Annotated in this window: 12 protein-coding genes and 1 pseudogene; 4 read left to right on the top strand and 9 right to left on the bottom strand. The window is 73.1% G+C overall.

Annotated elements, in window-relative coordinates; all coding sequences use genetic code 11:
- Positions 1-8: 8 nt before the first annotated feature.
- The gene (locus ACFY7E_RS06165) at positions 9-581 is read right to left on the bottom strand and encodes a TetR/AcrR family transcriptional regulator (RefSeq protein ID WP_389481329.1); all 573 of its coding nucleotides are present in this window, start codon (positions 579-581) and stop codon (positions 9-11) included.
- A gap of 153 nt (positions 582-734) precedes the next feature.
- On the opposite strand from ACFY7E_RS06165, the gene ACFY7E_RS06160 reads away from it, so the two are divergent.
- Positions 735-3,266, top strand: a complete 2,532-nt coding sequence (locus tag ACFY7E_RS06160; protein WP_389481327.1) for a beta-glucosidase — start codon at positions 735-737, stop codon at positions 3,264-3,266.
- A 61-nt stretch (positions 3,267-3,327) separates the two neighbouring features.
- On the opposite strand, the gene ACFY7E_RS06155 is transcribed toward ACFY7E_RS06160, so the two are convergent.
- Positions 3,328-4,206, bottom strand: coding sequence for an SGNH/GDSL hydrolase family protein (locus tag ACFY7E_RS06155; protein ID WP_389482194.1), 879 nt, complete (start codon positions 4,204-4,206; stop codon positions 3,328-3,330).
- Between the two features lie 258 nt (positions 4,207-4,464).
- On the opposite strand from ACFY7E_RS06155, the gene ACFY7E_RS06150 reads away from it, so the two are divergent.
- Positions 4,465-4,959: a DUF3145 domain-containing protein gene (locus ACFY7E_RS06150; protein WP_389481324.1), complete on the top strand. Its 495-nt coding sequence runs from the start codon at positions 4,465-4,467 to the stop codon at positions 4,957-4,959.
- A gap of 67 nt (positions 4,960-5,026) precedes the next feature.
- Here ACFY7E_RS06150 and fabF read toward each other — a convergent pair whose 3' ends face one another.
- The 5 genes from fabF to fasR form a co-directional block, all read right to left on the bottom strand.
- Complete coding sequence (fabF, locus tag ACFY7E_RS06145; protein WP_389481322.1) at positions 5,027-6,289, bottom strand: beta-ketoacyl-ACP synthase II; 1,263 nt, start codon at positions 6,287-6,289, stop codon at positions 5,027-5,029.
- 79 nt (positions 6,290-6,368) lie between these two features.
- Positions 6,369-6,617 (bottom strand): acyl carrier protein, encoded by a 249-nt coding sequence (locus ACFY7E_RS06140; RefSeq protein ID WP_383437368.1) that lies wholly within the window; start codon positions 6,615-6,617, stop codon positions 6,369-6,371.
- Positions 6,618-6,672: 55 nt separating this feature from the next.
- A complete protein-coding gene (locus ACFY7E_RS06135; RefSeq protein WP_383437366.1) occupies positions 6,673-7,704 on the bottom strand; it encodes a ketoacyl-ACP synthase III in 1,032 nt (343 codons plus the stop codon).
- An 18-nt stretch (positions 7,705-7,722) separates the two neighbouring features.
- Positions 7,723-8,643 (bottom strand): ACP S-malonyltransferase, encoded by a 921-nt coding sequence (locus ACFY7E_RS06130; RefSeq protein WP_389481319.1) that lies wholly within the window; start codon positions 8,641-8,643, stop codon positions 7,723-7,725.
- A gap of 89 nt (positions 8,644-8,732) precedes the next feature.
- A complete protein-coding gene (fasR, locus tag ACFY7E_RS06125) occupies positions 8,733-9,914 on the bottom strand; it encodes a fatty acid biosynthesis transcriptional regulator FasR (protein WP_383437361.1) in 1,182 nt (393 codons plus the stop codon).
- A 93-nt stretch (positions 9,915-10,007) separates the two neighbouring features.
- On the opposite strand from fasR, the gene ACFY7E_RS06120 reads away from it, so the two are divergent.
- Together ACFY7E_RS06120 and ACFY7E_RS06115 are read left to right on the top strand one after the other, a co-directional pair.
- Entirely contained in the window at positions 10,008-10,661 is a 654-nt protein-coding gene (locus ACFY7E_RS06120) for a pirin family protein (protein WP_389481316.1), read from the top strand.
- 14 nt (positions 10,662-10,675) lie between these two features.
- On the top strand, positions 10,676-11,239 hold the full coding sequence (locus ACFY7E_RS06115) for a 2'-5' RNA ligase family protein (protein ID WP_389481313.1): 564 nt from the start codon (positions 10,676-10,678) through the stop codon (positions 11,237-11,239).
- Here the strand turns inward: ACFY7E_RS06115 and ACFY7E_RS06110 are convergent.
- A pseudogene (locus ACFY7E_RS06110) lies at positions 11,239-11,449 on the bottom strand (DUF397 domain-containing protein); the annotation flags it as partial. The gene ACFY7E_RS06115 and the pseudogene ACFY7E_RS06110 overlap by 1 nt on opposite strands.
- Positions 11,446-12,606, bottom strand: a complete 1,161-nt coding sequence (locus ACFY7E_RS06105) for an Ig-like domain-containing protein (protein WP_389481311.1) — start codon at positions 12,604-12,606, stop codon at positions 11,446-11,448. The gene ACFY7E_RS06105 and the pseudogene ACFY7E_RS06110, both read right to left, overlap by 4 nt.
- Between the last annotated feature and the right edge of the window lie 151 nt (positions 12,607-12,757).

Here is a 12,757-nt window from a genome sequence, read left to right as displayed (position 1 = left end):
GGCGCGGGTCAGGAAGCCCCGTCGCCGTGCAGCAGGCGTACGAAGTCCCGGAAGGCGCCCGGCATGTCGACCGCCGACGGGTCCAGGAGCCACTGGTACTGGAGGCCGTCCATCACCGCCGTGAGCAGCGGCGCCGCGCGCTCCGGGGTGAGGCCGCCGGGCAGCCGGTCGCCGAACTCCAGGCGCAGCACCTCCGCCATGTGCGCCCGGACCTGGGCGTACCGCTCGGTGAAGAACTCCCGCGCCGGATGTCCCTCCGTGACGCTCTCGCCGAGCAGCGCGGAGAAGGTCTGCACGATCCCGGGACGCATCGCGTTGTACTCCACGAGGGAGTCGACCAGGTCGAGGCGCCAGCCCTCGCGGCCCCCGCCGCCGCTCGTGTCCCAGCGGTCCCGCTCCTCCAGGATCGCGACGAGCAGGGCCTCCTTCGTCGGGAAGTGGTGCAGCAGCCCCTGCTGGGTCAGCCCGACGCGCTCGGCGACGGAGGCGAGCGTCGCGCCCCGGTAGCCGCGCTCGGCGATCACTTCGAGGGCGGCGCGCACGATGTCCGCGCGCCGCTCCTCGCTCCTGGCCCGCACCATCCCCGGGGCCCCCCTCCACAGGTCGTCGAACAGGACCGTCGGACAGGACCGTACCTCTTCATATAAGTAACAGAATCATCACATCACCTACCTCGCTACAGGGAAACGGGTGCACGATGGGCCCCATCGGTACGTCGACGAGGAGGTACGGCCATGGCGGAGACGGGCGCGAGCACGGGCACGGACGCGGGCACGGCGGGAGAGGCCGCCCGGGAAGCGGCCGTCGACGCGGCACTCGGCAAGCTCGACCTGGACGCCAAGGCCCGGCTGCTCGGCGGGCGGGACATGTGGAGCCTGCACCCCCTGCCCGAGATCGGGCTGGAGTCCCTGGTCATGTCCGACGGCCCCGTCGGCGTCCGGGGCGTCCGCTGGACCGTCGACGACCCCTCCGTCGCGCTGCCCTCCCCGACCGCGCTCGCCGCCGCCTGGGACCCCGCCCTCGCCCGCCGGGCCGGGCGGCTCCTCGCCCAGGAGGCCCGCCGCAAGGGCGTCCACGTCCTCCTCGCCCCCACCGTCAACCTCCACCGCAGCCCCCTCGGCGGCCGCCACTTCGAGGCCTACAGCGAGGACCCGCTCCTCACCGGCGCGATCGGCACCGGCTACGTCCTGGGCGTCCAGGACGGCGGGGTCGGCACCACCGTCAAGCACTTCGTCGCCAACGACGCCGAGACCGACCGCTTCACCGTCGACAACCGCGTCGCCCCCCGCCCGCTCCGCGAGCTCTACCTCGCCCCCTTCGAGGCCATCGTCAGGAACGCCCGCCCCTGGGGGATCATGACCGCGTACAACCAGGTCAACGGCGTGACCATGACCGAGCACCACGAGCTGGTGAACGGGGTCCTGCGCGGTGAGTGGGGCTTCGACGGCTTCAACGTCTCCGACTGGACGGCCGCCCGCTCCACCGCCGGAGCCCTCCGGGGCGGCCTCGACGTCGCCATGCCCGGACCGGCCACCGTCTACGGCGAGGCCCTCGCCGCCGCCGTCCGCGCCGGCGAGGTGGCGGAGTCCTCCGTCGACACCGCCGTACGCAACGTCCTGCGGCTCGCCGCCCGCGTCGGCGCCCTCGAAGGCGCCCCGCCGGCCGTCACGGAACCCCCCGCCCCGATCGACGGCGACGCCCTGGCACGCGAGATCGCCCACCGCGGCTTCGTCCTGGTGCGGAACCACACGCGGACCGGGGACCCCGTACGGAACCTCCCGGAGGATCCTGTACGCACCGGGGACCCCGTCCTCCCCCTCGCCCCCGGCACCACCCTCGCCCTCTCCGGCGCCGCCGCCCGCGACGCCCGCGTCCTCGGCGGCGGCTCCGCGCAGGTCTTCCCCGACCACGTCGTCTCCCCGCTCGACGGCCTCGCCGCCGTCCTGCCCGAAGGCACCCTGACGTACGCGGTCGGCGCCGACCCCGACGACGAACCCGCCCCCGCCGGACGGGGCTTCGCCCTCCGCGCCCGCTGCCGCGACGCCGCCGGGAACCTGCTCGGCGAGCGCTCCCTGCCCGGCGGCCAGGTCCAGTGGATCGGCGGCGACCTGCCCGACGGCGTCACCCACGAGGCCCTCGCCTCCGTCGAGGTCGTCGGCACCTTCACCCCGCACGAGACCGGCGCGCACTCCTTCGGCACCCGGGGCCTCGGCGCCTTCGTCCTCACCGTCGACGGCGAGACCGTCTTCGACGGCGTCCAGGCCATGGGCTCCGAGCCCGACCCCTTCGAGGCCCTCTTCGGCTCCCCGGTCGAGCGCGCCCAAGTCCCGCTCACCGCGGGCGAGACCGTGGAGGTCTCCCTGCTCCACACCCTCGACGAGCGGTTCGCGGCCCCGCTGCCGGCCGTCGTCTTCTCCCTCGTCCACCTCGGTCCGCGCCGTGACCCCGACGAACTGATCGCCGAAGCCGTCGAGGCCGCCCGCGCCGCCGACACCGCCGTCGTGGTCGTCGCCACCACCGAACGCGTCGAGTCCGAGGGCTTCGACCGCACGGACCTCGCGCTCCCCGGCCGCCAGGACGACCTCGTACGTGCCGTCGCCGCCGCCAACCCGAACACCGTGGTCGTGGTCAACGCCGGCTCCCCGGTGGAGATGCCCTGGCGCGAGGACGTGGCCGCGATCCTCCTCACCTGGTTCCCCGGCCAGGAGGGCGGCGCCGCCCTCGCCGACGTCCTCACCGGCGCCGAGGAGCCCGGCGGCCGCCTCCCCACCACCTGGCCCGCCGCCCTCGCCGACGCCCCCGTCACCGACGTCGTCCCCGTCGACGGGGAACTCGTCTACGCCGAGGGCCCCTTCATCGGCCACCGCGCCTGGGACCGGACCGGGCGGACCCCCGCGTACGCCTTCGGCCACGGCCTCGGCTACACCACCTGGTCGTACGACTCCCTGGTCGCGGGCCCCGACACGGCCACCGTCCGGATCACCAACACCGGCGACCGGCCGGGCCGCGAGACCGTCCAGGTCTACCTGGCGCCCGTACCCGGCCCGGGGGACCCCGACCGCCCCGGCCGCCTCCTCGCCGGTTTCGCGAGCGTCGAGGCGGGCCCCGGGGAGACCGTCGAGACCGCGATCGCGCTCTCCCGCCGGGCCTTCGAGGTCTGGGACGAGGAGAAGGGCGACTGGACCTTCGTACCCGGGGCATACGAGGTCAGGGCCGCGCACTCCCTCGACGACGTGCGCCTGACGGCCGCGCTGGAGATCGACTGACCCTCCGGCGCGGTGCCCCGGGACGGCTCCGGGGCGGGACCTGACACCCGCCCCGGGGCCCTCACCCCGCCGTGATCCGCCGGTACGCCAGCTCCGCCAGTCGCGCCTGGCCGTCCCGGCTCGGGTGGAACCAGTCCCAGGGGCTCAACTGCCCGCCGTCGAAGCGGAACGCGTGGACCGCCCCGCCGTCGTACCGGCAGCGCTCGTCCTTCGCGCAGACCTCCGCCAGGACCCCGTTGTACGCGTCCACCCGCTCCGACACCGTTGCGCGCCGCCGCTCGGCCTCGGGTCCCAGGTCCGTCGCGTCCGCCAGCATCGCGCCGCAGACGCCCAGGTCCCAGATCCCCGCCGCGCCGCCGATCCGGCCCGTCGACCACAGGTGCTTCAGGTCCGGCACGCTCGCCACGTACACCTGCGCCTCCGGCGCCGCCGCCCGCAGCCGGGCGAGCGCCGCCCCGAAGGAGGCGCGGAACTCCGCGACCGGGGTCATCAGGCCGGGGGTCGGCCGGCAGGCGTCGTTCGCGCCCATCATCACCGTCACCAACTCCGGCTTCCGGGCCGCCGCGGCGGTCATCTGCCCGGGGAGGTCCGCCATCCGCGCCCCCGTCCGCGCCAGGTTCCAGCTGCGGCCGGCCGCCTTCTCCGGGCCCAGGAGACGCAGTGCCAGGCTGTTGACCGCCGTGTCCGTCCCGGTCGCCCAGGACGCCTCGGGGCAGTCCGAGAGGAGCGAGCAGGCGTCGAAGGCACGGGTGATGGAGTCGCCCACGGCGGCGAGGGAGGAGGGGGAGGCGTCCCAGGCGGAGGTGGGCGCGGGTGTCGCCGTGCTCGTGGGCGCCGCCTTCTCCGGGGCCGCGGACGAACACCCGGCCAGCGCCCCCGCGCACAGCAGCGCCGCCGTCGCGGTGGCGACGGCGGTGTGGAAACGGCCCCGGCCGCGCATCCCCGGTTCCTCCTTCGGCGTCCTCGCGGGTGAAAGCTTCGTGTGCACCGTCATGGTCCGACCGTACGTCACCCCGATGACGGCGCGGCACGATAGCTTTTCCCCCGTCGAACCAGAGGCGCCCTCGCCGACCGGCTCCGGTAAATTACATCACGTCACAACCTGTCCCCTTTTTGACGGTTTGTGAAGATCCACTCCCGATGATGTTTACTGAGGCCGCCGGGAAGAGGCGAACCTCGTCCCACACTGGAGGTCCCGGTGACGACACGTGGAGTCCTGTACGTACACTCCGCACCGCGCGCGCTCTGCCCGCACGTCGAATGGGCGGTGGCGGGCGTCCTCGGTGCGAGGGTCCAGCTCGACTGGGTCCGCCAGCCGGCGTCCCCCGGCACCTGGAGAGCCGAACTCTCCTGGCGGGGCGAGACCGGCACCGCCTCCCGGCTCGCCTCCGCCCTGCGCGGCTGGCGGATGCTCCGCTTCGAGGTCACCGCGGAGCCCTGCCCCACCGCCGAGGGCGAGCGCTACAGCGCCACCCCCGACCTGGGCATCTTCCACGCCGTCACCGGCATGCACGGCGACATCCTGGTCCCCGAGGACCGGCTCCGGGCCGCCCTGGCGCGCTCCGCGCAGGGCGAGACCCGGCTGGAGGCCGAGATCGCCAAGCTCCTCGGCAAGCCCTGGGACGACGAACTGGAACCCTTCCGCTACGCGGGCGAGGGCGCCCCGGTCCGCTGGCTCCACCAGGTCGTCTGACGGCCCCCGGAACACGACGGAGGCCCGCCCCCGGCCAGGGGGCGGGCCTCCGGTGCGTTCGTACCGATCAGACCGTGCGGAACGCCAGGACCACGTTGTGGCCGCCGAAGCCGAACGAGTTGTTGATCGCGGCGATCGTGCCCTCCGGGAGCGCGCGGGGCTCGCCGCGGACGACGTCCGCCTCGATCTCCGGGTCCAGCTCGTCGACGTTGATCGTCGGCGGGGCCAGGCGGTGGTACAGCGCCAGGACCGTCGCGACGGTCTCGATGCCGCCCGCGCCGCCCAGGAGGTGACCCGTCATCGACTTCGTCGCGGAGATCGCGACGTGGTCCAGGTCGTCGCCCAGGATCTTCCGCAGCGCCTTGATCTCGGCGACGTCGCCCTGCGGCGTCGACGTGGCGTGCGCGTTCAGGTGCACGACCTCGGACGGCTTCAGGTCCGTCGAGTCCAGCAGGTTCTGCATCGCGGCCGCGATGCCCCGGCCGGTCGGCTCGGGCTGCGCGATGTGGTGGCTGTCGGCCGACAGGCCCTGGCCCAGGACCTCGCAGTAGACGCGCGCGCCGCGCGCCTTCGCGTGCTCCTCGGACTCCAGGACCACGACGCCCGCGCCCTCGCCGAGCACGAAGCCGTCACGGCCGGTGTCGTACGGGCGCGAGGCCTTCTCCGGCTCGTCGTTGCTCTTGGACATCGCCATCATGTTGGCGAAGGCGACGATCGGCAGCGGGTGGATCGCGGCCTCGGTGCCACCGGCGACGACCACGTCGGCACGGCCGGTACGGATCATCTCGACGGCGTAGCCGATCGCCTCGGCGCCCGACGCACACGCGGAGACCGGGGTGTGGACGCCCGCCCGGGCGTTCACCTCCAGACCCACGTTCGCCGAGGGGCCGTTGGGCATGAGCATGGGGACGGTGTGCGGGGAGACGCGGCGGACGCCCTTCTCCTTCAGCACGTCGTACTGGTCGAGCAGCGTGGTGACACCGCCGATGCCGGAGGCGATGACGGCACCGAGCCGCTCGGGCGCGACCTCGTCGTCCTCGCCGGCCGGAGCGGTGTAGCCCGCGTCGGCCCACGCCTCGCGGGCCGCGATCACGGCGAACTGCGCCGAGCGGTCCAGCTTGCGGGCGAGCGGACGGGGCAGGACGTCGCCGGGGTCGACGGCGGCCGTCGCGGCGATCTTGACGGGCAGCTCGGCGAAACGTTCGCCCTCGAGCGGACGGACGCCGGAGCGCCCCGCGATCAGACCTTCCCAGGTCGATGCGGAGTCGCCACCCAGCGGTGTGGTTGCGCCGATACCGGTGACGACCACGGTGCGATTGGTCTGGCTCACAGGAATTCTTTCTCCATGTGTGTGATGGTCGAAATGCGGCGCCACCGCCGGGTGGCTGACCGGAACAGCAGGGGCCGGATCAGCCCTGGTGCTTCAGGATGTAGTCGACGGCGTCGCCCACGGTCTTGAGGTTCTTGACGTCCTCGTCGGGGATCTTGACGTCGAAACGCTCTTCGGCGGCGACGACGACCTCGACCATGGACAGCGAGTCGACGTCCAGGTCGTCGGTGAACGACTTGTCCAGCTCGACGTCCTCGGTCGGGATGCCGGCGATCTCGTTGACGATCTCGGCGAGACCTTCGACGATCTGCTCCTGGGTGAAGGCCATGGTGGCGCTCCTTCTGTGATTGCTTCGGTAAGGGGCTTCCGGGAGATCCGGGTGCCTAGGGGAGGGTAACGACCGTCGCGGCGTAGACGAGACCCGCCCCGAAGCCGATGACGAGCGCGGTGTCGCCGCTCTTCGCCTTCCCGGTCGCCAGGAGCCGCTCCATCGCGAGCGGGATCGAGGCGGCCGAGGTGTTGCCGGTGGTCTCCACGTCACGGGCGACCGTGACGTGCTCCGGCAGCTTCAGGGTCTTCACCATCGAGTCGATGATCCGCATGTTGGCCTGGTGCGGGATGAAGACGTCCAGGTCGTCCGCCGAGATGCCGGCGGCGTCCAGGGCCTGCTGGGCGACCTTCGCCATCTCGAAGACGGCCCAGCGGAAGACCGCCTGACCCTCCTGCGTGATGGCCGGGAACTTGATGGCGCCCTGCGAGTCGAGCGGGAGCGTCGAGACGTCGCCGCCGTGGAACGCGTCCCACGGGACGGTCTGCTTGATCGTCGCCGACTTGTCGCCCTCGGAACCCCAGACCGTGGGGCCGATGTGCGGCTCGTCCGACGGACCGACGACCACGGCGCCGGCGCCGTCGCCGAACAGGAAGGCCGTCGCGCGGTCCTCCAGATCCGTCAGGTCGCTGAGCCGCTCGACGCCGATGACGAGCACGTACTCCGCGGAACCCTCGACGATCATGCCCTTGGCGAGCGTCAGGCCGTAGCCGAAGCCCGCGCAGCCGGCCGAGATGTCGAACGCGGCGGGCTTGCCCGCGCCGATGCGGTCCGCGATCTCCGTGGCGATCGCCGGGGTCTGGTGGAAGTGCGACACCGTGGAGACGACCACGGCGCCGATCTGCTCCGGGCGGATCCCGGCGTCCGCGATGGCCTTCCCGGACGCCTCCACCGACATCGCGGCGACGGTCTCCTCCGGGGAGGCCCAGTGCCGGGTGGCGATGCCGGAGCGCGAGCGGATCCACTCGTCGGACGAGTCGATCTTCTCGAGGATCACCTCGTTCGGCACGACCCGGGTGGGGCGGTAGCCGCCCACGCCGAGGATCCGCGCGTACGGGGCGCCCTTGCTGGGCTTGATCTTCGACATGCTTCTCGACACTCCTAGTCAGACGGCCGCGTGCTCGGCGACGAGCGTACGGGCCGCGTCGAGGTCGTCGGGAGTCTTCAGGGCGACCGTGGCCACGCCCGGCAGGGCCCGCTTGGCGATGCCGGTCAGGGTGCCGCCGGGGCACACCTCGATCAGCGCCGTCGCGCCCAGGTCGTGGAAGGTCTCCATGCACAGGTCCCAGCGGACCGGGTTCGCGACCTGGCCGACCAGACGGGACACGACCTCGGCGCCGTCCATGACGACCTGGCCGTCCTTGTTGGAGACGTAGCGGGTGGTCGGGACGGCCGGAGACAGCAGCGCCGCCGCCTCCTCCAGCTTCGCCACCGCCGGGGCCATGTGGTGCGTGTGGAAGGCACCGGCCACCTTGAGCGCCACGACCCGGCGGACGCCCTCGGGCTTGTCCGCCTCCAGGGCGGCCAGCTGCTCCAGGGTGCCGGCGGCCACGATCTGGCCCGCGCCGTTCACGTTCGCGGCCGTCAGGCCGAGCTTCTCCAGGTGCGGGACGGTCACCTCGGGGTCACCGCCGAGCAGCGCCGACATGCCGGTCGGGGCGATCGCGGCGGCCTCCGCCATCGCGAGCCCGCGGGTCCGCACGAGACGCAGCGCCGCCGTGTCGTCGAGGACGCCCGCGAACGCCGCCGCGGTGAACTCGCCGACGCTGTGACCGGCGACGACGCCGGGCGCGAGGTCGTCGCCGAGCGCGGCGGCGGAGAGCAGGCCGGCGGCGACGAGGAGGGGCTGTGCCACGGCGGTGTCACGGATCTCGTCCGCGTCCGCCTTCGTGCCGTAGTGGGCGAGGTCGAGCCCGATGGCGTCGGACCAGGCCGCCACGCGGTCGGCGGCGCCGGGGAGTTCGAGCCAGGGGGTCAGGAAGCCGGGCGTCTGGGCGCCTTGGCCGGGAGCGACGAGTACGAGCACCCTCACACTCTCTCTTGGGGACGGCTCCGAGCGCCCGTGGGGACAAGGACGAAGAACCGTCGGGGGAATTGTTGGTGTTCGACAAAAGTCTAGGACTGCGTGTCGCCGTCGGCCAAGCGTCCCAGGATGAGCGCGATCCGCAGGGTGAAGGCGGAGCGGACGTCGGAGGGTGACCAGCCGGTGACGTCGGTCACACGTCGAAGCCGGTAGCGCACGGTGTTCGGGTGGACGAAGAGCATCCGCGCCGCGCCTTCCAGACTGCTCGCCTGCTCCAGGTAGACACTGAGAGTTTCCAGCAGCGCCGACCCCGCTTCCTCCAGCGGTCTGTAGATCTCCTCCACCAACTGCTCGCGCGCCGACGGATCCGAGGCGATGGCGCGCTCCGGAAGGAGATCGTCCGCGAGGACCGGGCGCGGGGCGTCCTGCCAGGCCGTGCACGCCTTGAGCCCGGCCGCGGCGGCCTGCGCGGAACGCGTCGCCGCCAGCAGGTCGGGCACCACCGGACCGGCCACCACGGGCCCCTGGGCATACGGCCCGATCAGGGCCTTCGCCACCGCGAGGGGGTTGTCGCTGCCGCCCGCGATCACGACGAGACGGTTGCCGAGGACTCCGGTGAGCACCTGGAGCTTGGCGTGCCGGGCGGCCCGGCGGATCGCCTCCACCGTCAGCTCGCTGTCCCCGTCCGGGGCCGTGCCGAGCAGCACGCACACGTGCTCCGGGGAGTTCCAGCCGAGCGCGGCGGCCCGCGACACCGCCCCCTCGTCCGCCTCGCCGGACAGCACGGCGTTCACCACGAGCGACTCCAGGCGCGCGTCCCACGCGCCCCGGGCCTCGGCCGCCTGCGCGTACACCTGGGCGGTCGCGAAGGCGATCTCCCGGGCGTAGACGAGGAGCGCCTCGCGGAGCACCGACTCGTCGCCCGGGGCGGCGACCTCCTCGATCGCCGACTCCATGACCTCGATGGTCGTCCGGACCATCTCCACGGTCTGGCGCAGGGTGATGGCCCGGGTCAGCTCGCGGGGCGCGGTGCCGAAGACGTCCGTCGAGATCGCCTGCGGGGTCTCCGGGTGCCGGAACCACTCCGTGAACGCGGCGATGCCGGCCTGGGCGACGAGCCCGATCCACGACCGGTTCTCGGGCGGCATCGCGCGGTACCACGGCAGCGTCTCGTCCATGCGGGCGATGGCGCCGGCGGCCAGCCGCCCCGAGGACTGTTCGAGGCGCTTGAGGGTCGCGGCGTGCGGATGGGAGGCGTTCACGGGTTCAGGCACGGGGACAAGACTGCCTCATCCGGACGCCGAGGTGCGGGGTCGGGGCGGGTTCCCCTCCGGCGGGGGGGCGGCCGGGTGGCTACGGTGGGGCCCGTGATACGCATCCAGCGCGCGGACGAGCGCCACCCCGGCGGCGACCCGGCGGCGGGCATCGTCACCCGGCACGCCTTCTCCTTCGGCCCGCACTACGACCCGGACAACCTCCGCTTCGGCTCCCTGATCGCCTGCAACGAGGAGCGGCTCGCCCCGGGGGCCGGCTTCGACGAGCACCCGCACCGTCACACCGAGATCGTCACCTGGGTCGTGGCGGGCGAACTCACCCACCGCGACTCGACGGGCCGCGCGACGACCGTCCGCGCGGGCGACCTCCAGCACCTGAGCGCGGCGGCCGGCGTCCGCCACGTCGAACGCAACGACGGCGACGCCCCGCTGACCTTCGTACAGATGTGGCTCGCCCCGCCGTCGTTCGGCGGGGAACCGGCGTACGAGGTGGTACGGGGGCACGGCGGAGACCTGGCACACGAGGTCCCGGGCGCGACCCTGCGCGTCCACCGCCTGAAGAAGGACGACCGAGCACCGCTTCCGGACGGCGACTTCGTGTACGTCCACGTGACACGCGGCACGGTCCGCGTCGGCGACGAGGACCTCGCCCCCGGCGACGCGGCCCGCGCCACCGACGAGAAGGGCCTCACCCTGCGCGCGACCGGCGACGCGGAAGTACTGGTGTGGGAGATGCGGCGGAGCTGACACCATGCGGTGTCATGGCGGACGACGACACCAGTGGGTTCCGGGCGGGGCGGACGGCGCTCGTCGTCCGGGTCCCGGAGGCGGAGCCTGTGGTCCGCGGGTGGCGCGAGCGGTTCGACCCCTCGGCCCGGGCCGGGGTCCCGGCCCACGTCACCGTGCTCTACCCGTTCCTCGACGAGAGCCGGGTGGACGCGTCCGTCCACTCCGCGCTCACGGACGTGCTGGCCGGCCACCCGTGCTTCGACCTGCGGTTCGAGAAGTGCGGACGGCTTCCGGACGTGCTGTACCTCGTCCCCGAACCCGACACGCCACTGAAGCGGCTCACGGAGGCGGTCGCCGCCCGCTGGCCCGAGGCCCCGCCGTACGGCGGCCGGTTCACCGAGATCGTCCCGCACCTGACCGTCGCGCAGGGCCGGGAGGACGCCGTCCTGGAGGAGATCGAGACCGACCTCGCGGACGGACTCCCGTTCACCTCCCGCGTCTCGTCGGTCGAACTCCTCGTCCACGACGGCACGCGATGGCGGGAACGGGCGTCCTTCGCGCTCGGGACGGCTCGCCCGTCGGGCGAAGTCTCCTGACGGAGCCCGTCCACGAACGCCCGCCACGCCCCGGGGCCCACGACCAGGACCGGAAGGGTCCTTGCTGTCGCGGACCGGGACGGTGCCGGGGAAGCCGTCCGCGACCCCGACGCACTCGCCTCCGTCGGTGTCGCTGTACGAGGACGCGGGCCGGAGGCGTGCATCGCGTAAACCACCCCTGGGGGCAGGCCCGTTGGCGCCCCGGCTCAGTTCAGGGCGCTCTTCGCCTTCCAGTCCGCCCAGCTCACGTTCCACGCGCCGTAGCCGTTGCCCTCGGCGACCGTGCCCTTCGTCTCGGTGCCCTTGATCTCGAAGGGGTCGCCCGGCTTCACCAGGGAGTAGAGGGCGGCGGCGTTCTCGTCGCTCATGCCGATGCAACCCGAGCTGTGGTTGGCGTTGCCGAAGTAGCGCGCGTTCCACGGGGCCGCGTGGGCGTACATGCCCGACCAGGTCAGGCGCATCGAGTAGTCGACCATCTTGTCGTAGGCGTCGCCGAGGCCGACCGTCTCCGAGTTCATGTTGATGGTGCCCTCCTTCGCCATCAGGACGGCCGTGCCCCGCCAGGAGCGCTTGTCGCCGCCGGGGGTGCCGCCGGAGACCGGGATCGTGCGGATCGTGCCGCCGTTCCGCCGGACGGTGAGTTCGTGGCTGTCCAGGTCCACCTCCACCACCCGCGCGTCACCGACCGTGAAGCCCGTCGCGTAGTCCCGTACGAACCAGCCGCCGCCCGAGTCCGTGCCGTCGAGGTCCGCCTTGAGGCCGACCTTCGTGCCGGGCTTCCAGTACTCCTTCGGCCGCCAGTCCGCCCGGTCCCGGCCCGACCAGTCCTTGACCCAGCCCCAGGAGCCCTCGGTGCCGTTCGAGGTCGTCACCTCGAGCTGCCTCTCGACGTCCGCCTTCTTCGTCACCGGGAGGTCGAAGACGATCGAGAGGGGGTGGGCGATGCCGACGGTGGTGTTCTTGCCCGGGGCCAGGGTCAGCTTGTTGACCTTCCCGGGGGCCGGCGTGGAGAAGGGCGAACGGGTCGTCGTCTCCCTGCCGTCCGTGCCGCGGGAGGTGATCTCCACCGTGTACGCGGCGCCCGGGGCCGCCTTGCGGTCCGACGTCCAGCGCGTGCCGTTCGCGTCCGTACGGCCGGTGAGGGGCTCGCCCTTCGCGTCCGTGACCCTGACCGTGGTCAGCTTGCCGCCCGTGGCCGTCACCGTCACCGGCTTGCCCGCCGTCCTGTCCACGACCGTCACCTTCGCCGGTGGCGCCGGGGACTGCGCCGCCGGGTCCTTGTCCGCCGCCCCGGCCGAGCAGGCCGTGAGCGAGACCGCCAGGGCGACGGCCGCGAGGGTGGGACGGGATGTGCGTATCGGCAGCACGGCAGGCCTCCGCGGAGTGGGAAGAGTGGGATGTTCCGGACCCTAGGACGGGCGGAACCGCTCCTGGGTTGCCGCGGGTACGTGTGACGTGAGCTGCGACGGAACGGTCATCGTCCGGTCACACCCGCCGCGCGGCTCCGTCGCATTCCGC

This window comes from Streptomyces sp. NPDC012825, assembly GCF_042900925.1.
In the GTDB taxonomy this organism is placed as follows: Bacteria; Actinomycetota; Actinomycetes; order Streptomycetales; family Streptomycetaceae; genus Streptomyces.
This window is presented reverse-complemented; position numbering and strand designations above follow the sequence as displayed.